The organism is Microbacterium hydrocarbonoxydans, from assembly GCF_000956475.1.
Classification (GTDB): Bacteria; Actinomycetota; Actinomycetes; order Actinomycetales; family Microbacteriaceae; genus Microbacterium; species Microbacterium hydrocarbonoxydans_A.
The window spans coordinates 273,426-295,692 of record NZ_JYJB01000008.1 but is presented as its reverse complement, the minus strand read 5'-3'; the positions used below and the strand labels follow the sequence as shown (position 1 = coordinate 295,692).

The window sequence follows — 22,267 nt, the reverse complement described above, 5'->3', positions numbered from 1 at the left end:
CGCGCTTTTGCGGAGTTGTGAACGCCGTGCGCGAGAGGATCAACCATGAGCACGCAGAACTTCACCCTTCCCGACGTCGGCGAGGGCCTGACCGAAGCCGAGATCGTCACCTGGAAGGTCGCGCCCGGCGACTCGGTCGCGATCAACGACGTGATCTGCGAGATCGAGACGGCCAAGTCGCTCGTCGAGCTGCCGTCGCCGCACGCGGGCGTCGTCGGTGAGCTCCTCGTCGCCGAGGGCACGACCGTCGAGGTCGGCACGCCCATCATCACGTTCGTGACGGATGCTCGAGACGACGCGGGTCCCGGCCACATCGTGACGGCCGAGGCTCCGGCGCCGGAGGAGGGCGGCGGCTCCGTGCTCGTCGGCTACGGCACCGGGGGAGGGGCGACCTCTCGCCGCAAGCGGCCGGCCGAGCGGCCTGTGCGCTCATCGGTCGGCGTGATCGCGAAGCCGCCGATCCGCAAGCTCGCGCGCGATCTCGGCGTCGACCTGACCTCGGTGACTCCCACGGGCGCCGACGGCGAGGTCACCCGCGACGACGTCGTGAAGCACGCCTCGCAGGCGAGCGTGTTCCGCAACATCCAGACTCCCGAATGGGGTGCCGTGCGCGAGGAGACCGTGCCCGCGCCGCAGGCTGCCCCGGCAGGCCTCGCCCGTGGAATCGCGCCTGCTCCGGCATCCGCCTCGCACGACGACGCGCGTTCCGAGTCGATCCCTGTGAAGGGCGTGCGCAAGGCGACCTCGTCGGCGATGGTGCAGAGCGCGTACTCCGCGCCGCACGTGACGGTGTGGAAGGAGATCGACGCGAGCCGCACGATGGAGCTCGTCAAGCGCCTGAAGGCCTCGCCCGACTACGCCGACATCCGCGTCTCACCGCTGCTGATCATGGCCCGCGCCGTGATCTGGGCCGCCCGCCGCACTCCGATGGTGAACGCCGCGTGGGTCGAGACCGAGAACGGCGCCGAGATCGTCGTGCGCCACTACGTGAACCTCGGCATCGCCGCGGCCACTCCGCGGGGCCTGCTCGTGCCGAACATCAAGGACGCGCAGGACCTCGGCATGAAGGATCTCGCCCGCGCCCTGAACCGCCTGACGCTCACGGCGCGCGAGGGCAAGACCAGCCCCGCCGACCAGCAGGGCGGCACCATCACGATCACCAACATCGGCGTGTTCGGGATGGATGCGGGAACGCCGATCATCAACCCCGGCGAGGCCGGCATCATCGCGATGGGCACGATCAGCCAGAAGCCGTGGGTCGTCGACGGCGAGGTGCGCCCTCGTTGGGTGACCACGGTCGCCGGCTCGTTCGACCACCGCGTGATCGACGGCGACGGCATGAGCCGCTTCATCGCCGACGTGGCGAGCGTGCTGGAGGAGCCCGCGCTGCTCGTCGACTGAGGCCTGCCCTGTCGTCTGCGCGCACCGCGCACGCACGGTTGCGCGACCGGGGTACATCTGCACGACCAGAACACGTTTCCGCGCCGTGCAGGTGGGCCCGGGTCGTGCATGTGTCCCGCGAACACGGGGGCGGATGCCGGAGCGGATGCCGGCGCCGCTGCGCGGGCGTCTCGCGCCCGAAGACCCGGGTCTAGGCCCGCGCGGCCAGCCGCCGCTCGGCGAGCAGCGGCACGGCGCGCTCTTGCGCTGCACGCCGGGCCGTCGCGACCGCGCCCAGCGACACGACCTCCGCGCCGAGGGTCGACGCGAGAAGCTCGGGGGCCGGCAGGTGCAGCTGCGACGGCAGCACGGCGCGGGCCGCCGAGAGCACCGGTTCGATGCTCTCGGCCACGGCGCCGCAGATGATCACTCGGGCAGGGTCGTACATGCTGCCGAGCACCCCGACGACCCGTGAGAGGGTCTCGCCGACCCGTGAGCAGACGAGCACGGCATCCGCATCGCCGTCGGCGGCGAGGGCGAGCACCGTGCGCGGGTCGACGCGCCGGGCGCCCGCGAGCCGGCCGATGGGTCCCTCGCGGGGGATGTCGCCGTTCGACGCGGCCGCGCGCACCTCGTCCTGCAGGGCGTAGCTGAGACCGAAGGCCGAGCCGACCCCGATGATGTGATCGAAGACGACTCCCTCTCCGACGCCGCCGTGGGCTCCGTGCAGCAGCTGGCCGTCGACGACGACGCCGCCGCCGAAGCGCTCTCCTGCGAGCAGGGCGACGTAGTCGCGGCATCCGACAGCCGCTCCCTGCGATCCTTCCGCGACGGCCGCGAGCAGTGCATCGTTCTTGACGTCGACGACGGGCGCCCAGTCGTGAAGCGCCACGGCGAGGCCGGGATTCGTGCGCTCCCAGAAACCGTCGGGATGCGGCGGCGAGATGCCCTCGCGGTCGACGGGAGCTGCTACTCCGATGCAGATCGCGAGCACGTCGTCGCGTTCGCGCCCTGCCTCGGCGATGGCCGCCGCCAGCTGCGCGAGGATCTCCGCTCGGCGCTCGGCGGGGGCGTGCGCAGGATCGAGCTGCGTGCGATGGCTCACGAGGGTGGTCTCGAGCGGATCGGCGACCGTGACCTCGAGGTGGGTGTCTCCGGCATCCACTCCGATCACGACGCCGAGATCGGAGGAGAGCGCGAAGCGCCGAGCCGGCCGCCCCGAGCGGTAGGCGCCGACGGCTCGTGCGTTCGGCAGCTCACGCAGGATTCTCGCGCTGACCAGGGTGTCGACGGCGTCGATCGCGGTAGATCGGGTCAACGACGTGCTCGCCATGACCTCGGTGGCGGTGAACTCTCCAGCGGTCCAGGCGAAGTCGAGCACGGCTCCGACGCTCGCGCGCCCGGTGCCGAGATCTGCGGAAACTTCTGCCATGGCTCTTGACCCGTCCCTCTCCCCAATGAGACAGTACCTCCTGACGAAGTAAATTCGCTCACTAGATTTAGTCTTTGGATCTAGCAATCGGAAGGACGACGGTGTCTCCCAAACCTTTACGTCTCGCGGCGGGCGCGACCGCTCTCGCCCTGCTCGGCACGGCGCTCGCCGGATGCGCAGCCGGCGACGGCCGCGAGACCATCCGCTTCACGTTCAGCAAGCGCGAGGCCATCGAGTTCATGACCGAGCTCGTCGCCGACTACAACGCCTCTCAGGACAAGGTGCGCGTCGAGATCGACACCTCGGGCGTCGACGTCGTCTCAGCTAGCTTCGTCCGCGGCAACCCGCCGGACATCATGCTCGCCAACTACAACATGGAGGTCGCCCGGTTCGTCGACCGCTGCACGCTGAGCGACCTGAGCGGCACGGATGCAGCCGCGGAGATGGCCGACACCTATCAGCCGCTGCTCGATCAATACGGCATCTGCGAGGGCCGCCAGAGCGCCCTGCCGTACTCGGTGATGGCGGAATCGGTGATCTACAACAAGGAGATCTTCACCGCCAACGACATCGACGTGCCGAAGACCTGGGACGAGCTGATCGCCGCCTGCGACAAACTCCAGGCCGCCGGCATCACGCCCTTCTACGCGACTCTCGCATCCAACGACGCCTGGACCATCGGCCAGGGATGGTTCGACTACGCGGTCGGCGGGTCCCTCGACGTCGTCGACTTCTACGACAAGCTCGCGGCCGAGGGCGCCGACGTCGGCCCGGACTCCGAGATCTCGTTCCAGGACTCCTTCACCGAGCCGATGGAGAAGATGCAGCTGCTGCTCGAGAACTACGTCAACAAGGATGCGCAGAGCCGCGGATACGGCGACGGCAACCTCGCGTTCGGCAAGGGCGAGGCCGCGATGTACCTGCAGGGCCCGTGGGCGTTCAGCGAGATCGCGAAGACCGCACCCGACCTCGACCTGGGCACCTTCCCGCTGCCGATGACCGACAGCGAAGACGACCTGGCTGTGCGCGTGAACCTCGACCTCGCCGCCATGATCCCCGAGGGCTCGAAGCACAAGGAGGCCGCGACCGACTTCCTCGAGTACCTGTTCCTCCCCGAGCACATCCAGGCCTACAACGACTCCCAGCTCGGGTTCACCCCGACGAAGACGGCGGATGCTCCGAGCGACCCCCGCATCGAGGGGATGATCGACTACATCGACGAGGGCCGAGTGTACCAGGGGCCTTCGGTGCTCATCCCCAAGACCATTCCGGTCTTCAACTACGCGCAGTCGATCGCCCTCGGCGCCGACCCGGCGAAGACGCTGAGCACGCTCGACGCGGATTGGGCGCGACTCGCGTTCCGCGCTCCGGTGAAGAAGGAGACCGAGAAATGAGCACCACGACGACCATCGTCACCCGCGGCGACAGCAAGATCGCCCGCAGCACCAAGCGCGTGGAGCCGATCTACTACCTGTTCCTGCTCCCGAGCCTGATCCTGTTCACGCTCGCCATCACGGTCCCGGCCGTCATGGGCATCTTCTCCAGCTTCACCGACTCGATCGGCATCGGCGACTGGAGCTTCAACGGACTGACGAACTACATCGCTGCCTTCGGCGACCCGGCGATCCTGCAGAGCTACCTGTTCACCTTCGGGTTCTCGCTCGCCACGGTCATCGTGGTCAACGTCATCGCGTTCCTCCTCGCGGTCGGACTGACCTCCCGCATCCGCTTCAAGACCGGGCTCCGCACGATCTTCGTGATCCCGATGGTGATCTCGGGCATCATCATCGCCTACGTGTTCAACTTCCTGTTCTCGAACTCGATCCCGGCGCTGGGGACGGCGACGGGGATGGAGTGGCTGCAGACCAGCATCCTCGCCAGCCCCGACCTCGCCTGGGTCGCGATCGTGATCGTGACCGCGTGGCAGGCGATCCCGGGCACGCTCCTCATCTACATCGCCGGGCTCCTCTCGGTGCCTGGCGAGGTCTACGAGGCGGCCGACATCGACGGGGCGACGAAGCTCCAGCAGCTCACCCGCATCACGCTGCCGCTGGTCGCCGGGTACGTGGTGATCAACGTCATCCTCGGATTCAAGGGCTTCCTGAACGCGTACGACATCATCGTCGGTCTCACGGGCGGCGGGCCCGGCACCGCGACGCGCAGCGTGGCGATGACCATCATCACCGGCTTCAACGGCGGCGACTACGCCTACCAGATGGCCAATGCGACGATCTTCTTCGTCGTGGCCATCCTCATCTCCCTCCTCCAGCTGTCGATGACGCGCGGAAGGAACGCACTCTGATGTCGACGCAGACACTCCTCACGACCGAAGCCCTCACGACCCGCGGACGCAAGCCCCGCATCCGGATGGAGCGGGTGAACTGGTCGGGCACGATCATCCTCATCCTCTGCGCCGTCACGGTGCTGCTCCCGCTCTACGTCACGATCTCGATGGCGTTCAAGACGTCGGCGCAGGTCGCCGACGGCAACGCGTTCTCGCTGCCTGCGCCCTTCTCGATCGACGGCTTCGTGCAGGCCTGGACGCTCACGAAGTTCCCGGTGGGCGCCGGCATCTCGATGCTGGTCACCGCCGGCACCGTGATCGCGACCATCGTGCTCGCGGCGTTCGCGTCCTACGCGATCGTGCGCAACTGGGATCGCAAGCTCTTCCGCTGGTCGTTCTTCTACCTGCTCGCGGCGATGTTCGTCCCGTTCCCGGTGGTGGCGCTGCCGCAGATCCAGCTCACCGGGCGCGTAGGACTCGACAACCCCGCAGGCGTCATCATCCTCGCCACGATGTTCCAGCTGAGCTTCAGCGTGCTGCTGTTCACGGCGTTCCTGCGCTCGATCCCGCTGGAGCTCGAGGAGAGCGCCCGCATCGACGGGGCCACCACGTGGCAGACCTTCTGGCGCATCATCTTCCCGCTGCTCGGACCGATGAGCGCCACGGTCGGCATCTTCGCCTTCCTGTACGCGTGGAACGACTTCATGATGCCGTCTCTGATCATCTCCGACCCGGCCCTGCAGACCCTGCCGGTGCGACAGAACCTGTTCCAGACGCAGTTCAGCAACAACTACAACGTCTCGTTCGCCTCGTACCTGATGGCGATGGCACCGGCTATCGTGGCCTACCTGTTCACGCAGCGCTGGGTCATGGAGGGCGTCACCCAGGGCGCTGTCAAGGGCTGATGAGATCACCGCGATGACATCGGATGCTGGGTCCTGACGGGGCCCGGCATCCGCCCCGACCACCACCACACGAAGGAGCTTCACCCCTCATGACCGATGCGCTTCTCGCCGAGACCCGCGCCCCCGCCGCCGACGACGCCACGTGGTGGCGCCAGGCCGCCGTCTACCAGATCTACCCGCGGAGCTTCGCCGACGCGAACGGTGACGGGATCGGCGACATCCCCGGCATCCTGTCCCGCGTCGACTACCTGGCCGAGCTGGGCATCGACGCGGTCTGGCTGAGCCCGTTCTACCCCTCGGCGCTCGCCGACGGCGGCTACGACGTCGCCGACTACCGCGACGTCGACCCGCGCCTCGGCACACTCGAGGACTTCGACGCCATGGTCGCAGCTCTCCACGCCCGCGGCATCCGCGTCGTGGTCGACATCGTGCCGAACCACACCTCCGACCTGCACGAGTGGTTCCAGGAGGCGCTGGAAGCCGGGCGCGGCTCGGCCGCGCGCGAGCGCTACATCTTCCGCGAGGGGAAGGGCCCCGACGGCGCCGAGCCGCCGACCGACTGGGAATCGGTGTTCGGGGGCCCCGCCTGGCAGCAGGTCGAGGACGGCCAGTGGTACTTCCACAATTTCGCGCCGGAGCAGCCCGACCTCAACTGGGACAACCCCGAGGTGCGGGAGGACTTCCTGAAGACCCTGCGCTTCTGGTCGGACCGCGGAGTCGACGGCTTCCGCATCGACGTCGCACACATGCTCACCAAGGACCTCGCCGAGCCGCTGCCGAGCCGCGCGGAGCTCGAGCGGCTTCCGCAGGACGGCAAGCATCCGCTCATCGACCGCGACGACGTGCACGAGATCTACGCCGAGTGGCGCAAGGTGTTCAACGAGTACGAGCCCCCGCGCACGGCCGTCGCCGAGGCGTGGGTGTCGACGCCCGAGCGTCGCGCGAGGTACGCCTCGGCCGAGGGGCTCGGTCAGGCGTTCAACTTCGACCTGCTGGTCGCGGACTTCGACGCCACGCAGTTCCGCAGCATCATCGCCGAGAACCTGGCGCAGTCCGCGATGAGCGGCTCGTCGACGACCTGGGTGCTGTCGAACCACGACGTCACCCGCCACGCCACCCGCTACGGGCTGCCGGCGCTCGACGGTCGCCCGGTCAAGCAGGGCACCGAGTGGGTGGCCGCAGGCGGACCGACCGACGCCATCGACATGGTGCGCGGGCTGCGCCGCGCGCACGCCGCGACGCTGCTGCTGCTGGGGCTGCCCGGCAGCACGTACCTGTACCAGGGCGAGGAGCTCGGTCTGCAGGAGGTCGCAGAGATCGCTCCCGAGCAGCGCCAGGATCCGGCGTTCTTCCGCGGCGGCGAGTTCGACGGCCTCGGACGGGACGGATGCCGCGTGCCGCTGCCGTGGACGGCATCCGGCTCGTCGTTCGGATTCGGCGCCGGAGACGCGCACCTGCCGCAGCCATCCTGGTTCTCCGACTACGCGGTCGAGGTCGAGGCCGCCGACCCGGCTTCGACCCTGTCGCTGTATCGCGAGGCCCTGCGCCTTCGTCACCGGCTGCAGACCGACGAAGCGCTGGAGTGGATCGAGACGGGGCGCGCCGACGTGCTGCGCTTCGCCCGCCCGAACGGATGGCAGGTGGTGACGAACTTCGGCTCGGAGCCCCTCGACCTTGGTGCGGATGCTGCGCACGTCGTGCTCGGACCGGTGATCGATGGCGCGCTGCCCGGCGACAGCACGGTCTGGATCGCCCCGCCCGGCCTGCTCGGCTGACGCCAGCGGAGGACCGGTGCGGCGCCGCACCGCGCCGCCGCACCGCCTCGGCATCACATTTCCGGGGCAGACACGCCACATCGGGGGACGTCTCGGGGGATTCGTCCCCCGATGTGGCGTGTCGGCCCCTGCTTCGGATCGCCGCGCGGCCGGCATCCGAAGCGTCATTCCCACTCAAGTTGATAATGGTTCTCATTAGCGTTTAGAGTGGAGGCATGCACAAGCCCCTCGCCTCCCTCGCGCTCGCCTCCGTCGCCGTTCTCGCCCTCGCGGGGTGCTCGACGACGTCCGGATCGGCGGCGACAGAGGGTGGCGACGGCCTCAGCGTGGTCGCCTCGACCAACGTCTACGGCGACATCGCGAGCCGCATCGGCGGCGACCACGTCGATGTGACGTCGATCATCTCCTCGCTGTCTCAGGATCCGCACGAGTACGAGGCGTCGGCATCCGATCAGCTCACGGTCAAGAAGGCGAAGCTGATCGTCGAGAACGGCGGCGGCTACGACTCGTACATGGAGTCGCTGCGCGATGCGTCGGGTTCGGATGCCGCGGTCGTGACCGCCGTGGAGTACTCGCACGACTACCCCGGCACCAAGGTCGAGGACGACGGGCATGAGCACGACCACGATCACGACGACTCCGAAGCGGACGGCTCCGACACGCATGAGGGCGAAGCGGACGGCTCCGACACGCATGAGGGTCACGACCACATCGAGGGGTTCAACGAGCACGTCTGGTACGACCCGCACACCATCGAGCACGTCGCCGAGGCGATCGCCGAGCAGCTGATCGACCTCGACTCGGCGAACAAGGCCGACTACGAGCAGAACCTCGCCGACTTCCAGAAGGACATCGCGGGCCTCGAGGACTCGCTCGCGACGATCAAGAGCGCTCACGAGGGCGACAAGGTGTTCGTCACCGAGCCGGTTCCGGTGTACCTCGCCGAGAGCGCGGGCCTCGTGAACGTCACCCCCGAGGCCTTCAGCGAAGCCGTCGAGGAGGGGCAGGACGTGCCGCCGGCCACTCTGCTCGACGCACTCGATCTGATCAAGGCCGGCGACGTCAAGGTGCTGTTCGCCAACGCCCAGACCGGCGGCGCCGAGACCACCCAGGTGATCGACGCGGCGAAGGATGCGGGCACCGCCGTGCAGGAGGTCACCGAGCTGGTTCCCGACGGCAAGACGTACATCACGTGGATGCAGGACAACATCACGACTCTCGCGGGTAATCTCGACAAGTGACCTCTCCCTCCGACGCGGCGCCGCTGCAGATCCGCGGCGCCGCGATACGGCGTGGTGACCGCGAGCTGTGGCAGGGCCTGGATCTCGACGTCGCCCCCGGCGAACTCGTCGCCGTGCTGGGCCCCAGCGGATCCGGCAAGACCACCCTGCTGCGGGCGATCCTCGGACTGCAGCAGCTCTCCGCGGGGAGCATCACCGCCCTGGGCCGGCCCGTGCGCGGTCACGGCAACCGGCGGATCGGCTACCTCCCGCAGGCGCGGCCTCTGGCCGCCGAGACGTCGATGCGCGGTCGCGACCTGGTGTCGCTCGGCATCGACGGGCATCGCTTCGGCCTTCCGTTCCCCCGCCGTGGAGACCGGGCGCGCACGGATGAGCTGATCGACGCGGTCGGTGCTCGGGCGTTCGCGGACCAGCCCGTCGGCATCCTCTCCGGGGGAGAGCAGCAGAGGCTCCGCGTCGGCCAGGCCCTCGCAGGCAACCCGCGGCTGCTGCTGTGCGACGAGCCGCTCACGAGTCTCGACCTCGCGAATCAGCAGGCCGTGGTCGGTCTGATCGACGCGCACCGCCGCACGGGCGCGGGAGTGCTGCTGGTCACGCATGACGTCAACCCCGTGCTCGAGATCGTGGACCGCATCCTGTACATCGCGAACGGGCAGTTCACGCTCGGCACGCCTCGCGAGGTGCTGACCACAGAGGTGCTGTCCGAGCTGTACGGGGCGCCCGTCTACGTTCTCGAAGCCGGCGGGCGGCTCGTCGTCGTCGGTGCGCCGGATGCCGAGCAGACCGCTCATCACCACCACGATCAGGAAGGAGACGAGGCGTGAACCTCGACGACATCGGCGACGCCATGTTCGGCGGCCTCGCGCAGTACGGCGACATCCTCGCCCTCGTCTCGAATTCCGTCTGGGCCGGCGCGATCCTCGGACTGGTCGGCGGGCTCATCGGCCTGTTCGTGATGCAGCGCGACATGGCGTTCGCCGTGCACGGCATCAGCGAGCTCTCCTTCGCCGGTGCGGCGGCGGCTCTGCTGATCGGCGTCGACGTGGTCGCCGGATCGCTCGTCGGCTCGCTGCTCGCCGCCGCGATCATCGGCTGGCTCGGCGCGCGCGCCCGGGACCGGAACTCGATCATCGGCGTGCTGATGCCCTTCGGGCTGGGCCTGGGCATCCTTTTCCTGTCTCTCTACAACGGCAGGGCGGCCGGTCGCTTCAGCCTCCTCACCGGGCAGATCGTGTCGGTGCAGTCGGCCCAGTTGAGCTGGCTGGCCGGGATCTGCGGACTCGTGCTGGTGGGACTTCTGCTGATCTGGCGTCCGCTGCGCTTCGATTCGCTCGACCCGCAGTCGGCCGCGGCGCGGGGCGTCCCCGTAGTCGGCGTCTCGTTCGCCTTCATGCTGCTGCTCGGGCTCGTCGTGGCCGTCGCCGTGCACATCATCGGCGCGCTGCTCGTGATGGCGCTGGTCGTGACCCCCGCCGCCGCCGCCTTGAGGGTGGCCACCGGCCCTGTCGCCGTTCCCGTTCTCGCCGCGGTGTTCGGGATCGTCTCGGCCGTGGGCGGCATCCTGCTCGCGATCATGGGCACCCTTCCTGTGAGCCCCTACATCACGACCATCTCCTTCGTGATCTACCTCGTCTGCCGGGTCATCGGCGCGCGCCGCGAGCGGGTCACGCGGCTCAGCCGGCACTGATCCGGGCGTCGCGGAGACGCGGAGCATCCGCCGAGCGCTCCCGGCGAGTGCACGGCCTCCCGGCGAGTGCACGGCCTCCCGGCGAGTACCGGGGGTCCGCTCGGCGAGAACGCGTGATGTCGAACCCGGGTATGGTGTGCGCCATGGCCGAGTACATCGAAGACCTCGAGGTCCACGCCGTCGGAAACAGGGTGACCGTGTCGTCGGGAGGCCCTCTCTCTTCGAGGCGCATGGCGGTCTCCGCGCGCGTCGATGTCGAGACCGGCGAGGTGTCGTTCTACGTCAACCCGAAGCTCATCCACGTGCTCCGCAAGGACTGAACGGGCTTCCCAGCCCACGGAGAAGCCCGGCGATTAGACTCGGGGTATGGCTCAGCGGAACACCTGGCAGCGCGAGCGCGTGCGCGAAGCGCTCGCCGACGCGCGCGGATTCGTGAGCGCACAGACCCTGCACGCGGGCCTCCGCGACGACAACACGGGCATAGGTCTCGCGACGGTCTACCGTGCGCTGGCGGGACTCGCCGCCTCCGGTGACGCCGACTCGCTGCAGAGTCCCGAGGGAGAGGCGCTGTACCGCGCCTGCTCGACCCAGGGACATCACCATCACCTGATCTGCCGATCCTGCGGTCTGACCGTCGAGATCGAGGCCAAAGACGTCGAGCATTGGGCGCACCGCACCGCGGCGCAGCATGGATTCACAGATGCCGCGCACGTGGTCGACATCTTCGGCCTGTGCGCCGCCTGCACCGCGAAGCGCGAAGCCGGGGAGCTCCGGCAGGCTCAGGAACCGGGCGAGTGACATCTGCGACGCGCACGGCTGCCGAAGAGCACGCCGGGCATTCGCACCCTTCGACAGGCTCGGGGACCCAAGGGGGAGGTCGGACGCGCAGATCTCCGTGGATCGGCGTCGCCCTGGGGGCGGCCATCGTCGCCGCGCTCTTCCTGATCGACCGCTTCGTCCCGACGCTCTACACCGCATCCCTGCCGCACCGCGCGCAGGACGGGCTGACCCTCGCGATGAGCGTGCTGATCGAGGCGCTGCCCTTCGTCGTTCTGGGCGTGCTGCTGTCGATCGTCGTGCAGGTCTGGCTGCCCGCCGATGTGATCCACCGCTGGCTGCCGAAACGCGCGTGGGCGCGCCGTGCGGTGCTGTCGCTACTCGGGATGCTGATCCCCGTGTGCGAGTGCGGCAACGTGCCGTTCGCCCGTGGCCTGATGATGCGCGGCCTCGCTCCTGCCGAGGCCCTGACGTTCCTCATCGCGGCTCCCATCGTCAACCCGATCGTCATTCTCACCACTCACGCGGCTTTCGGCTTCGACGACGGCATCCTCGTCGCCCGCCTCGTCGGCGGGTACCTGATCGCGAACCTGATCGGCTGGATCTACAGCCGGCATCCCTCGCCCGATGCCCTGCTCACCCAGCGCTTCGTCGACACCTGCGAGCGGGTGACCCACGAGCCCGGCACGCCCGTGCGCCGCAGCCTCACGCAGTTCCTCGTCGAGCTGCGCGCCGTGATGCCTGCGCTCGTGATCGGCTCGGCGCTCGCCGGCGCCGTGCAGGTGCTGATCCCGCGCGACGTGCTCCTCGCGATCGGCTCGAACCCGGTGCTCTCGATCGTGGCCATGATGGCGCTCGCCATGACGGTCGCGATCTGCTCGAACGTCGACGCCTTCTTCGCGCTGTCATTCGCCTCGACGTTCTCCTCGGGCGCGCTGGTGGCCTTCCTGCTGGTCGGTCCCCTGGTCGACGTCAAGATGCTCGCCCTCATGCGCACCACGTTCACCACCCGGGTGCTCGCGAGCATCGTGGGCGTCGTGGTGCTCGCCGCCTTCGCGATCGGAATCGGGGTGAACGTCTTTGTCTGAGCGCACGCGTTCCCTCGGCTCCCGCTGGCTGGGCATCGGCCTCGCGACCGTCCTCTCCGTCGTCACCCTCGGCCTCGGCGTCACGGGGAGGCTCACGCTCTACATCAGCCCCGAGTCGGTCTGGTTCGCGTGCGCGGCGGCGGTCGTGACGCTGATCGGAGCGATCTGGTCGTGCACGCTGCCGCTGGGCGCCGAAGAGGGGCACGATCACGGGCACGAGCACGCCGAGTCCGGGAGGCTCGGCACCACCGCGACGGTGGCCGGCGGCGTGATCGCCTCGGGCGTCGTCGTCGCCGCGCTCGTGCTGCCGCCTGCATCTCTGTCGGTCGAGCTCGCGATGTCGCGGGCAGGGGAGTCCACGGCCCTGTTCGCAGGCGCCGACGACGTGACGCTCGGCAAGGCCGACACCTCGACCTTCGGCGTGGGCGACTGGGCCAGCGTCTTCGCCACCGCCACCAACACCGCGTCGTATGACGGCACGACCGTGACGCTCACCGGCTTCATCACGCCGGGCAAGGACGGGGTCGACCTGACCCGCCTCGTGATCACGCACTGCGTGATCGACGCGCAGCCCGCGAACGTGCCGGTGACGATCGACGCCGGCGAATACAAGACCGGTCAGTGGGTCAAGGTCACAGGCACGGTGAAGGCGGATGCCGACGGAGCTCTGCACGTGGACCCGACCACGGTCGAGGCGATCGACGAGCCGGGGGACCCGTATGAGTACTGACGACGAGCAGCCCGAGGTCCCCGTCGTCCCGCGCACTCGCGCCGAGCTGCGCGCCGCCCGCGAGGCCGCGGCGGCTGCTGCCGCCTCCTACGGTGGCGACGCGGAGGCGGATGCCGGGGCATCCGCCGTTCCCCTCGCTGAGCCGATCACCGACCCCGCTGCTGAGACGGCGGCCGACCCCGCCGCTGAGCGGGAGGCGGCGATGCGGGCCGCGATGGTCGAAGCCGCCGCGGCCGCCGAGGCAGCTGCGCGCGAGGCGGCTGCTCCGCGCTCCACCAGCGTGGGGTCGGCGCACGACGTCTCGTCTCGCTCCGCTCGCTCCACGAACGGGGATCCCGCCCGTGCGTCGACCGGGGATCCCGCCCGTGCGACGGCCAGGGAATCCCCGCGGTCGTTGAGCGAGGAGCGCAGCGACGAGACGAAACGCGTGCCTCCTGCGTCGACGTCGGCTCACGACGTTTCGTCTCGCTCCGCTCGCTCAACGACCGGGGAGCCCGCCGGCTCAACGACCGGGGAAGCCGCCCCTGCGTCGTCTGGGGAATCCGCCGCGTCAGCACTGCGAACCCCCTCCCGCCGATTCCTCCTCACGCTCACAGCGGTTCTGGGCATCCTCGTCGTGATCGGCGCCGGCCTCGGAGTCGTGAGCCTCACGCAGGGTCCGCGCATCACGAACGTGCAGGTCGCACCCGCGGAGGCGATCGAGTCGAGTGGCAGCCGGGTCATCCTCACCGCGAACCAGGCGCTGTCGGCGATCGACGCCTCGCAGGTGTCCGTCGAGCCCGCCGTGCCCTTCACGGTCGACGCGGCAGGACGGGGCATCGGCATCCGCTTCACCGTTCCGCTCGACGACGCGACCAAGTACAAGATCACGGTCGCAGACGTCACATCGACGGGCGGCGGCCCGAAGGCCACTCTGACGGCGCATTTCAGCACCCCGGCATCCACGATGTTCCTCCTGCGCCGTGACGCCTCCGGCGAGGACACCATCTTCCTCACCGATCTCAGCGGCGAGAACGCGGTGCCCGTGTACAGCCACGACAAGATCGACGACTTCCGCGCGACCTCGACCAAGCTCGTCGTCTCGGTCGAGGACGACGATCTGTCGAAGCTGTACGTGATGGATCGCGACGGCAAGAATCCCCGCGAGCTGAAGCTTCCGGGCGAGGGCTACATCGGCTCGATCCAGGTCTCCGAACGCGGTGGACTCGTCGGCTACACGTACTCCGACAAGGAGATCAGCGAGGACTCCGGGCGCGCGAGCGTGCTCGTGACCCAATCGCTCTCGGGCGACGACGAGCCGAAGATCGCCGAGGTCGGCGGGGAGCAGACCAGCATCCTGGTGTGGCAGTTCGTTCCCGACTCGGCGGCCATGCTGTTCATCGACTTCAACGGCGCGCTCTCGCTCATCGATCACTCCAGCGATGCGGGCGTGCAGTCTCTCGGACTGGCCGCCAATATCCAGGGCATCTCCCGCGGCACCTATACGGCGATCGTCGAGCGCGTCGACGGCAGCGTGGTCGAGCTCAACCTCGCCGACGGCTCTGAGCAGCCGCTGCCTCCTTCGAACCCCGATTACGGCAGCGCGATCACGATCGTTCCCTTCCCGGGCGGAACCCTGCGCCACGTCGTCTCTGTGGACGACACCGGGTATCCGAGCGGGCAGGCGATCGTCCGGGTCGACGACGACGGCACGGCGACCTCGCTCGTCGAGGTCGGGTCGACCGATTCGATCCTCCAGGCGTGCGCGTCGCCGAGCGGGCAGTACGCCGCGATCGCGATCGCCCCCGATCTCGCGAAGAACGCCTACGACCAGATGCTGCTGCCGCTGCCCGAGAAGGTCGAGACGCACCTGCTCGACCTCCGCACAGGCAAGGAACTGGTCGCGCTGACCGGCTTCGACTCGTCGTGGTGCGCCACGGCCCCGCACTACTGATGCGCCGGGCGACCCGCGACGACCTGCGGCCGCTGCCCCTCGACGCAGCTCCCCGGCTGTTGGGGGGCGAGCTGCGCACAGCCGTCGACGGAGACGCCGTTCGCCTGCGCATCACCGAGGTCGAGGCGTATCACGGGCAGGGCACGGGGCCCGTCTCCGACCCGGGGTCGCACGCACGCATGGGCCGAACGGCCCGGAACGCCACGATGTGGGGCGAGCCGGGGCATCTGTACGTGTACCTGAGCCACGGCATCCATTCGTGCATCAACGTCGTGTGCGGCCCTGAGGGGGTCGCCGGCGGTGTGCTGCTGCGTGCGGGCGAGGTGATCGACGGGGCGGATGCCGCGGCCCGCCGCCGTGGTGCGGCGCTGCCGCTGACTGCTGTGGCGCGGCGGGATCTGGCGCGCGGACCCGGAAGGTTCGGTCAGGCGTGCGGCCTGCGGCATCCGCGACACGACGGCATCGACGCGGTCACGGGAGCCGAGTGGCACGACGCCACGGCCGAGCTGTGGCTGTCGGACGATCCCGTCGAGATGGCCAGCGGGCCCCGCGTCGGCGTGGCCGGGATCGCCGGGACGGATGCCTTCCCCTGGCGCTTCTGGATCGCCGGCGACCCGACGGTGTCGCCGTTCAGATGGGGGCGCGGGGCGCAGGCCGCTCAGTTCACTCGCTGAGGATCATGCGCTCCACGGCGTCGATGAGCCAGTCGAGATAGGCCTCGGGGGTCCACCCGCTCTCGAACACGAGCTGGTCGTAGCTCTCCGGAGAGATGAGGAACGAGAGCGAGGCCGCGAGCACGTCATCGCCGCGGGCGCTGCGGCACATGCCCCGCTCGCGCATCATCGTCACGACCGACCTCATGTCGAGCGCGCGGTTCCGCTGAAGGGCGCCGATGCGCTCGCCCACTTCGGCATCCACGAGTGCGGCTTCCAGCAGGCGCGGCCACAGACGGGCGACCCGCGCGTTGGCGGCGGCGACGAAACCGAGCCACCCGGGCAGGAACTCGTCGTCGGGAAGGGCGCGGATGCCCTCCAGCGAGCGGCGCTGGTGCAGGGGAGTGTCCTCTTCGCTGCCCGCGAAGGCGTGGCCGAACGTCGCGAGCAGCAGTGCCGCCTTGGGGCCGTTCTGCTTGACCGTTTCGACCGACACGCCTGCGTCGCGCGCGATGTGCGCGAGGGAGGTGCCGGTGTACCCGGAGGTGCTGAACACGATGGCCGCCGATTCGAGGATGCGGCGCCGAGTCTCGGCGGCCTGGGCCTCGCGCAGCGGAGAGACGTAGGGCGGAGCCATTGACTTTCCTCTCAGGGTGGTGAATACTTCCTGCATGCCATCAACATCTTACCGGGCAGACGGACCCTTGTCCCTGCTGATCTGCTCCACCCCGGTGCACGGTCACGTCGTTCCGCTGCTCGCGGTCGCGCGCACACTGGTCGCGCAGGGTCACGAGGTGCGGTTCCTCACGGGCGCGCGCTATCGCTCGGCGGTCGAGGGCACAGGCGCCCGCTGGGTGGGGCTGCCGCGCGAGGCCGACTACGACGACAGCGACATGGACCGTGCCTTTCCGGAGCGCTCAGGACGGCGAGGAGTCGACGGCGCGCGGTGGGACCTGGAGCACATCTTCCTCGCTCCGGCGCCCGCTCAGCTGAGCGCGATCGATGAGCAGCTCCGCGCGGCGCCTGTCGACGCGGTGCTCGTCGAGAGCCTGTTCCTGAGAGGCATGCTGCTGCTGTGCCGTCCGGCGGCGCAACGTCCTCCGGTGCTGAACCTCGGCATCGTGCCCCTCGGTCTCCGCAGCCGTGACACCGCCCCGTTCGCGCTCGGCATCCCGCCGATGCGCGGTCCGCTCGGAACGCTGCGCAACCGCATCCTGAACGCCGTGACCGATCGTCTCGTGTTCGGCGAGCTGCAGACCGCCGCCGAGCGCATGGTGTCGGAGGTCGTCGGCGCGCGGCTGCCTACCGGAGCCATGAACTACCCGTCACTGGCGGATGCGATCGTCCAGTTCACGGTTCCGGCCTTCGAGTACCCGCGTCGGGATCTCACCGTGCCCGTGCACTTCGTCGGTCCCGTCTCGCTGGCCTCGGCATCCGACACGTCCGAGCCCGACTGGTGGGGCGATCTCGAGGGCAGCACTGTCGTGCACGTCACGCAGGGGACCGTCGCGAACGCCGATCTCGAGGAACTCGTGCTGCCGACCATGCGCGCGCTCGCCGATGAGGATCTTCTCGTCGTGGCGTCGACCGGAGGCCGGCCGGTGCCCAGTGCGGCGCTCCCCGCCAACGCTCGCATCGCACCGTACCTGCCGTACGACCGGCTGTTCGCGCACACCGACGCCGTGGTCACCAATGGCGGATACGGCGGCGTGCACTTCGCGCTTGCCCAAGGCGTTCCGGTGATCGCCGCGGGGAACACCGAAGACAAGGCCGAGGTCTCGGCCCGAGTCGCGTGGAGCGGCGCCGGCGTGCGTCTGCGGCCTGGCCGCGGAGGGCTTCCGGCCCGAGCCATCCGCTCCGCTGTCCGGCGCGTGCTCGACGACCCGGCCTTCCGCGACCATGCCGCGCGTATCGGTGCCGAGATCGCCGTGGCGCCCGGACCGGCGGGCATAGAGGCCGTGGTCCGCGGGCTGCTGGCCGCGCGCGTCGGCTGACCAGGACTCCGAGGAAAGGGAGAGACAGAAGATGGATGTTCGAACTGGGGATTCGATCGGCGTGCTGCCAGGGGAGCAGTACGCCGCTCTGGCGGCGCGTCTGAAGGGGACGCTCGTGCTGCCGGGGCAGGGGGAATGGGAGAGGGCGCGCAGGCCCTGGCAGCTGCTGGTGGATCAGCAGCCCGCGGCTGTGGTCGAGGCGCTCGATGCCGCTGACGTCGTGGAGACGGTCGTCGCGGCACGGCGCCTCGGCCTGGGCGTCGCCCCTCAGGGGACGGGGCACGCCGCCGGGGCACTGGGGGCGCTCGGCGACGTGATCCTGCTTCGTACGCAGGGGCTCGACGAGATCGAGATCGATCCTGTCGAGAAGACGGCGCGTGTCGGTGCGGGGGCGCTGTGGGCAGACGTGATCGCCCGCGCCGCCGAGCACGGACTCACCGCGGTGGCGGGGATGGCGCCGGGGGTCGGGGTGACCGGGTTCCTGCTGGGAGGAGGGCTCGGCTGGCTCGCCCGATCGCACGGGCTCGGGGCCGACAGCATCCTGTCGATGGAGGTCGTCGACGCTCGTGGTCGCGTGCTCACGGTGGATCCGCAGCAGAATGGGGAACTGCTGTGGGCCGCACGGGGAGGGATGCTGCCGGCGATCGTGACGAGCGTGCGGATCCGTCTGCACGAGGTCCCGTCGTTGCACGCCGGCGCCCTGATGTGGCCGCTGGATCGCGCCGTCGAGGTCGCTCACGCGTGGCGGGAGTGGATCGCGACGGTGCCGGACACGGTCACCTCGCTGGTGCGGGTTCTGCGGTTCCCGCCACTGCCCGAGATCCCTGAGCCTCTACGTGGGCGCTCATTCGTCGCGGTGGAAGCGGCGGTACAGGCGGATCCCGAGGCTGCGTCCAGCCTGCTCGCGCCGCTGCGGTCGCTCGCTCCCGAGGCCGACTCGTTCCGTGATCTCGGACCGACGGAGCTGGGCGCGGTGCACGGAGACCCGGTGGACCCAGCGCCCGCTCTGGGGGAGTCGGTTCTGCTCGCCGAGATCACCGCGGATGCCGTCGACGCGATGCTCGACGTCGTTCTCGGGCCGCTCGGCTCCTCGCTGGTCTCGGTCGAGCTGCGCCACCTCGGCGGCGCGCTTCGCCCCGGGGGAAGGGCTGGAGCGTTGGCGGGGATCGAGGGGGAGGGACTGGTCTACGCGGTCGGCATCGTGCCGGTGCCTGAGCTCGCCGAGCCCGTCCAGGCGGCGACCGAAGCGCTGGTGGCGGGAATGGCGGAGTTCGCCTCGTGTCGGCAGGTGAAGACCTTCGCGGAACGGCCGGCCCGTGCTGACGCTCTGTACGGGGAAGCAGCGGATCGGATCCGACAGCTCGCGTCGGAGTGGGACGGCGAGGGCCTGATCCGGCTCGGGCATGCGCTGGGCGCGGTGAGCCCTGCGACCGGGGTGCACGAACCGGGCAGTGGACTCGGAGGGCTGACCCGTCCCGGGAGGGAGGAGGGCGGCATCCGCCTGCGTCCTCGCCGGGGGCTCGGTTCGGCGACGAATCTCGACCCGTGCTAGGATTGCTCTTTGTCTGCGCACACTCCTGTGCGCAGTTCGTGTGCTTCCCCCTCTTCATCGGTCCCTGAGCTTGTCGAAGGGCGGCGAGTCGTGGGTTGCACGCAGACAAGGGATCTTGGGTGAGGCCGTCCGGTCTCACGGTATAGAAGGAGTCACATCATGGCAGCAGTGTGCCAGGTGACTGGAGCTGTTCCCGGCTTCGGTCACAACGTCTCGCACTCGCACCGCCGGACGAAGCGCCGCTTCGACCCGAACGTGCAGAAGAAGACTTATTTCGTTCCCTCGCTCGGTCGTAAGATCACGCTCAACGTGTCCGCCAAGGGCATCAAGGTGATCGACGTCCGCGGCATCGAGAACGTCGTCAAGGACCTCCAGGCGAAGGGTGTGAAGCTCTAATGGCCAAGAAGGCTCAGGACATCCGTCCGATCATCAAGCTGCGTTCGACCGCTGGCACGGGGTACACCTACGTGACGAAGAAGAACCGCCGCAACACCCCCGACCGCCTCGTGCTGAAGAAGTACGACCCGGTCATCCGTCAGCACGTCGAATTCCGAGAGGAGCGTTGATCAATGGCTAAGAAGAGCAAGATCGCTCGCAACGAGCAGCGCAAGGTCATCGTCGAGCGCTACGCAGAGCGTCGCGCAGAGCTGAAGAAGACCCTGGTCGACCCGAACGCCACCGACGAGGCCCGCGAGGCCGCACGCGTCGGCCTGCAGAAGCTGCCGCGCAACGCGTCGCCGGCTCGCGTGCGTTCGCGCGACGTCATCGACGGCCGCCCCCGCGGTGTCCTCACGAAGTTCGGCATCTCGCGTGTCCGCTTCCGTGACATGGCGCACCGTGGCGAGCTGCCCGGCGTGACCAAGTCGAGCTGGTAAGTCTCAGCAGACAGTCGAAAGGGGCGGGGATCTTCGGATCCCCGCCCCTTTCGCGTCCCGGGGCGGCGTGCACGGGAGGACTTCTCACGCACGGGAGGAGTGCTGCGGTGTCATCGCCCGCCCGGGCCGGGGTTCTCCTCCAGGGGGGCGTGGGCACTCTTCCTGCACATATACCGAATCGATACCGGCTCTCCGCCGGTGGCGCGTTCTGGACGCCGAGCGGATGCAGTGAAGCGTCATCATCGACGCATGGATGCTGCAGAGGCGCTGACGGCGCGCGGGGGAGTCGCGAGGGTCGACACACTGCGTCGTGACGGTGTGACGGCGCACGCGCTCCGCCAAGCGCGCGAGTCCGGGGCGATCTTCTCCGTGCGCCGGGGATGGGTCGCCCTCCCCGGAGCGGACGCGATGCTCGTCGCCGCAGCACGTCGCGGTGTCGTTCTCAGCTGTGTGACGCTCGCCGCTCGCAAAGGTCTGTGGGTGCTGGACTCGTCGACGCATCATGTCGCGGCGCCCCCGAACGCAGGCCATGCCGCCATCTCGCGCGGCGTCATCCACTGGAATCGGCCGCTTCTGCCGCGACATCCCGATTCGCTCGAGGATTCGCTCGAGAACGCCCTGATCATCATGTCGGGATGTCAGCCGTACGAGAGCGCCCTCGCGACGTGGGAGTCCGCTCTGCGTCAGAGGAAGGTCGATCCAGGAGCGCTGGAGCGGGCGCAACTTCCACCGGCAGCGCGTCGGTTGCTTGCCGAGGCGAGCCCCTTCGCGGATGCCGGAACTGAGACGATCCTCCACACCCGCCTGAAATGGCTGAAATTGCCGATCACTCCGCAGGTGTGGATCCTCGGCCACCGCGTCGACTTCCTGATCGGCGATCGGCTCGTCGTGCAGATCGACGGCGCCCATCACGTGGGAGCGCAGCGCGACAGCGATATCGCGCACGATGCGCTCCTCACTCTTCACGGGTACCACGTGATCCGCATCAGTTATGACCAGCTCATGAACCATTGGGCGGATGTTCTGCGGTTGATCCTCGCCGCGATCGGGCAGCGACTGCACGTGTCTGCGTGAGACGCTCGCGACCGTCGCCGCGCGGGCGCCCCACGCGCATTCAGTCCCTCCCGTTCGGGAGGACTTCTCACGCTCGGGCGGAGCTCTGTGGCGGGATCTTCCTCCCGAGCAGGAGTTCTCCTCCGGAGGGCGGGGCGACGGGCGCCGACCCGCCCCGGAAGCCCCACGAGAGCCCGAAACCTGTGACTGGAGTGACAAAAGTGGCGCGACACGCCCTGAAAAACCCCAAAACCCGCGAAATTACGCGGAAATGTCGTCTGTCGTTGATACATTCAAGGCGGTCACTCGACCAGGAGCATCCGCTCCGATTCACACAACGATGCGACGGGATCCTCGTCGCTGGAGGATGACATGGCTGACAAGTCCATCACCAAGACCGAGCTCGTCGCGAGCATCGCTTCCGCCACCGGCCAGAGCCAGGCCACCGTCTCCGGTGTCCTCGACGCACTCTTCGGCTCTGTCTCCGACGCTGTCGCCAAGGGCAGCAAGGTCTCGATCCCGGGCTGGATCTCGTTCGAGCAGGTCGCAACCGCCGCTCGCACCGGCCGCAACCCGCAGACCGGCGCCGAGATCAAGATCCCGGCCGGCAAGCGCGTCAAGGTGACCGCTGGCTCCAAGCTCAAGGCAGCCGTCAAGTAAGACCGCTTCCTGTTCGAAGGCCGCCGCCCCTCGGGGTGGCGGCCTTCGCGCGTCTCCGCATCCTGATGGCGGATGCCGGGCCACGGATGCCGGGCCACAGATGCCGGGCCACGGATGCCGGGCCACGGATGCCGGGCCACGGACGCCGCATGCCGGGTGTCGCACGCTTCGCCGGCGTAGGAGATTCCGCCGAGGTAGGCGGATTCTGCGACCAACGTCCTACCTCGGCGAGATCGCCTACCTCCGCG

General features: G+C 69.1%; 23 protein-coding genes. 21 read left to right on the top strand and 2 right to left on the bottom strand.

Annotated elements, in window-relative coordinates; genetic code table 11:
• Positions 1-45: 45 nt before the first annotated feature.
• Positions 46-1,401, top strand: coding sequence for a dihydrolipoamide acetyltransferase family protein (locus RS84_RS08105; protein WP_045257265.1), 1,356 nt, complete (start codon positions 46-48; stop codon positions 1,399-1,401).
• Positions 1,402-1,591: 190 nt separating this feature from the next.
• On the opposite strand, the gene RS84_RS08100 is transcribed toward RS84_RS08105, so the two are convergent.
• The gene (locus RS84_RS08100; protein WP_045257264.1) at positions 1,592-2,812 is read right to left on the bottom strand and encodes an ROK family protein; all 1,221 of its coding nucleotides are present in this window, start codon (positions 2,810-2,812) and stop codon (positions 1,592-1,594) included.
• A gap of 101 nt (positions 2,813-2,913) precedes the next feature.
• Here RS84_RS08100 and RS84_RS08095 point away from each other — a divergent pair, with 101 nt between their 5' ends.
• The 13 genes from RS84_RS08095 to RS84_RS08035 all read left to right on the top strand — a co-directional run bounded on the left by RS84_RS08095 (position 2,914) and on the right by RS84_RS08035 (position 15,906).
• A complete protein-coding gene (locus RS84_RS08095) occupies positions 2,914-4,206 on the top strand; it encodes an ABC transporter substrate-binding protein (protein WP_045257263.1) in 1,293 nt (430 codons plus the stop codon).
• Positions 4,203-5,114, top strand: a complete 912-nt coding sequence (locus tag RS84_RS08090) for a carbohydrate ABC transporter permease (RefSeq protein ID WP_045257262.1) — start codon at positions 4,203-4,205, stop codon at positions 5,112-5,114. Before RS84_RS08095 ends, RS84_RS08090 begins: the two co-directional genes overlap by 4 nt.
• Positions 5,114-6,001, top strand: coding sequence for a carbohydrate ABC transporter permease (locus tag RS84_RS08085; RefSeq protein ID WP_045257261.1), 888 nt, complete (start codon positions 5,114-5,116; stop codon positions 5,999-6,001). The genes RS84_RS08090 and RS84_RS08085 overlap by 1 nt, the downstream gene beginning before the upstream one ends.
• Positions 6,002-6,090: 89 nt before the next feature.
• Positions 6,091-7,776, top strand: coding sequence for a glycoside hydrolase family 13 protein (locus RS84_RS08080; protein WP_045257260.1), 1,686 nt, complete (start codon positions 6,091-6,093; stop codon positions 7,774-7,776).
• 215 nt (positions 7,777-7,991) lie between these two features.
• Positions 7,992-9,017 (top strand): metal ABC transporter substrate-binding protein, encoded by a 1,026-nt coding sequence (locus RS84_RS08075; protein ID WP_045257259.1) that lies wholly within the window; start codon positions 7,992-7,994, stop codon positions 9,015-9,017.
• Positions 9,014-9,841, top strand: a complete 828-nt coding sequence (locus tag RS84_RS08070) for a metal ABC transporter ATP-binding protein (RefSeq protein WP_045257258.1) — start codon at positions 9,014-9,016, stop codon at positions 9,839-9,841. The genes RS84_RS08075 and RS84_RS08070 overlap by 4 nt, the downstream gene beginning before the upstream one ends.
• The gene (locus RS84_RS08065; RefSeq protein WP_045257257.1) at positions 9,838-10,704 is read left to right on the top strand and encodes a metal ABC transporter permease; all 867 of its coding nucleotides are present in this window, start codon (positions 9,838-9,840) and stop codon (positions 10,702-10,704) included. Before RS84_RS08070 ends, RS84_RS08065 begins: the two co-directional genes overlap by 4 nt.
• Before the next feature lie 143 nt (positions 10,705-10,847).
• Positions 10,848-11,024, top strand: a complete 177-nt coding sequence (locus tag RS84_RS19310) for a hypothetical protein (protein ID WP_160298171.1) — start codon at positions 10,848-10,850, stop codon at positions 11,022-11,024.
• Positions 11,025-11,070: 46 nt separating this feature from the next.
• Entirely contained in the window at positions 11,071-11,502 is a 432-nt protein-coding gene (locus RS84_RS08055) for a Fur family transcriptional regulator (RefSeq protein ID WP_045257255.1), read from the top strand.
• Positions 11,499-12,569 (top strand): permease, encoded by a 1,071-nt coding sequence (locus RS84_RS08050; RefSeq protein WP_045257254.1) that lies wholly within the window; start codon positions 11,499-11,501, stop codon positions 12,567-12,569. The genes RS84_RS08055 and RS84_RS08050 overlap by 4 nt, the downstream gene beginning before the upstream one ends.
• Positions 12,562-13,299 (top strand): TIGR03943 family putative permease subunit, encoded by a 738-nt coding sequence (locus RS84_RS08045; protein ID WP_045257253.1) that lies wholly within the window; start codon positions 12,562-12,564, stop codon positions 13,297-13,299. Before RS84_RS08050 ends, RS84_RS08045 begins: the two co-directional genes overlap by 8 nt.
• On the top strand, positions 13,289-15,232 hold the full coding sequence (locus RS84_RS08040; protein WP_052676280.1) for an Ig-like domain-containing protein: 1,944 nt from the start codon (positions 13,289-13,291) through the stop codon (positions 15,230-15,232). The genes RS84_RS08045 and RS84_RS08040 overlap by 11 nt, the downstream gene beginning before the upstream one ends.
• Positions 15,232-15,906, top strand: a complete 675-nt coding sequence (locus RS84_RS08035; RefSeq protein WP_045257500.1) for a DNA-3-methyladenine glycosylase — start codon at positions 15,232-15,234, stop codon at positions 15,904-15,906. The genes RS84_RS08040 and RS84_RS08035 overlap by 1 nt, the downstream gene beginning before the upstream one ends.
• Here the strand turns inward: RS84_RS08035 and RS84_RS08030 are convergent.
• Positions 15,896-16,522: a TetR/AcrR family transcriptional regulator gene (locus RS84_RS08030; protein ID WP_045257252.1), complete on the bottom strand. Its 627-nt coding sequence runs from the start codon at positions 16,520-16,522 to the stop codon at positions 15,896-15,898. The genes RS84_RS08035 and RS84_RS08030 overlap by 11 nt on opposite strands.
• A 34-nt stretch (positions 16,523-16,556) precedes the next feature.
• Here RS84_RS08030 and RS84_RS08025 point away from each other — a divergent pair, with 34 nt between their 5' ends.
• The 7 genes from RS84_RS08025 to RS84_RS07995 all read left to right on the top strand — a co-directional run bounded on the left by RS84_RS08025 (position 16,557) and on the right by RS84_RS07995 (position 22,019).
• Positions 16,557-17,879, top strand: coding sequence for a glycosyltransferase (locus tag RS84_RS08025; RefSeq protein ID WP_045257251.1), 1,323 nt, complete (start codon positions 16,557-16,559; stop codon positions 17,877-17,879).
• A gap of 31 nt (positions 17,880-17,910) precedes the next feature.
• Entirely contained in the window at positions 17,911-19,431 is a 1,521-nt protein-coding gene (locus RS84_RS08020; RefSeq protein WP_052676279.1) for an FAD-binding oxidoreductase, read from the top strand.
• 159 nt (positions 19,432-19,590) lie between these two features.
• The gene (gene rpmB, locus RS84_RS08015; RefSeq protein ID WP_017203559.1) at positions 19,591-19,827 is read left to right on the top strand and encodes a 50S ribosomal protein L28; all 237 of its coding nucleotides are present in this window, start codon (positions 19,591-19,593) and stop codon (positions 19,825-19,827) included.
• On the top strand, positions 19,827-19,997 hold the full coding sequence (gene rpmG / locus RS84_RS08010) for a 50S ribosomal protein L33 (protein WP_045257250.1): 171 nt from the start codon (positions 19,827-19,829) through the stop codon (positions 19,995-19,997). Before rpmB ends, rpmG begins: the two co-directional genes overlap by 1 nt.
• 3 nt (positions 19,998-20,000) lie before the next feature.
• Entirely contained in the window at positions 20,001-20,306 is a 306-nt protein-coding gene (gene rpsN / locus RS84_RS08005) for a 30S ribosomal protein S14 (RefSeq protein ID WP_017829734.1), read from the top strand.
• Positions 20,307-20,555: 249 nt separating this feature from the next.
• The gene (locus tag RS84_RS08000; protein WP_045257249.1) at positions 20,556-21,380 is read left to right on the top strand and encodes an endonuclease domain-containing protein; all 825 of its coding nucleotides are present in this window, start codon (positions 20,556-20,558) and stop codon (positions 21,378-21,380) included.
• A gap of 351 nt (positions 21,381-21,731) precedes the next feature.
• Positions 21,732-22,019: an HU family DNA-binding protein gene (locus tag RS84_RS07995; RefSeq protein WP_045257248.1), complete on the top strand. Its 288-nt coding sequence runs from the start codon at positions 21,732-21,734 to the stop codon at positions 22,017-22,019.
• The last annotated feature ends 248 nt before the right edge of the window (positions 22,020-22,267 follow it).

Bases quoted from the DNA above. Each gene is read 5' to 3' on its own strand.
- RS84_RS08105 (WP_045257265.1), top strand. From the start codon at position 46: ATGAGCACGCAGAACTTCACCCTTCCCGACGTCGGCGAGGGCCTGACC.
- rpsN (WP_017829734.1), top strand. From the start codon at position 20,001: ATGGCTAAGAAGAGCAAGATCGCTCGCAACGAGCAGCGCAAGGTCATC.
- RS84_RS08030 (WP_045257252.1), bottom strand. From the start codon at position 16,522: ATGGCTCCGCCCTACGTCTCTCCGCTGCGCGAGGCCCAGGCCGCCGAG.
- RS84_RS08055 (WP_045257255.1), top strand. From the start codon at position 11,071: ATGGCTCAGCGGAACACCTGGCAGCGCGAGCGCGTGCGCGAAGCGCTC.
- RS84_RS08000 (WP_045257249.1), top strand. From the start codon at position 20,556: ATGGATGCTGCAGAGGCGCTGACGGCGCGCGGGGGAGTCGCGAGGGTC.
- RS84_RS08075 (WP_045257259.1), top strand. From the start codon at position 7,992: ATGCACAAGCCCCTCGCCTCCCTCGCGCTCGCCTCCGTCGCCGTTCTC.
- RS84_RS08085 (WP_045257261.1), top strand. From the start codon at position 5,114: ATGTCGACGCAGACACTCCTCACGACCGAAGCCCTCACGACCCGCGGA.
- RS84_RS19310 (WP_160298171.1), top strand. From the start codon at position 10,848: ATGGCCGAGTACATCGAAGACCTCGAGGTCCACGCCGTCGGAAACAGG.
- rpmB (WP_017203559.1), top strand. From the start codon at position 19,591: ATGGCAGCAGTGTGCCAGGTGACTGGAGCTGTTCCCGGCTTCGGTCAC.
- RS84_RS07995 (WP_045257248.1), top strand. From the start codon at position 21,732: ATGGCTGACAAGTCCATCACCAAGACCGAGCTCGTCGCGAGCATCGCT.
- rpmG (WP_045257250.1), top strand. From the start codon at position 19,827: ATGGCCAAGAAGGCTCAGGACATCCGTCCGATCATCAAGCTGCGTTCG.
- RS84_RS08100 (WP_045257264.1), bottom strand. From the start codon at position 2,812: ATGGCAGAAGTTTCCGCAGATCTCGGCACCGGGCGCGCGAGCGTCGGA.
- RS84_RS08040 (WP_052676280.1), top strand. From the start codon at position 13,289: ATGAGTACTGACGACGAGCAGCCCGAGGTCCCCGTCGTCCCGCGCACT.
- RS84_RS08025 (WP_045257251.1), top strand. From the start codon at position 16,557: ATGCCATCAACATCTTACCGGGCAGACGGACCCTTGTCCCTGCTGATC.
- RS84_RS08035 (WP_045257500.1), top strand. From the start codon at position 15,232: ATGCGCCGGGCGACCCGCGACGACCTGCGGCCGCTGCCCCTCGACGCA.
- RS84_RS08090 (WP_045257262.1), top strand. From the start codon at position 4,203: ATGAGCACCACGACGACCATCGTCACCCGCGGCGACAGCAAGATCGCC.
- RS84_RS08020 (WP_052676279.1), top strand. From the start codon at position 17,911: ATGGATGTTCGAACTGGGGATTCGATCGGCGTGCTGCCAGGGGAGCAG.
- RS84_RS08080 (WP_045257260.1), top strand. From the start codon at position 6,091: ATGACCGATGCGCTTCTCGCCGAGACCCGCGCCCCCGCCGCCGACGAC.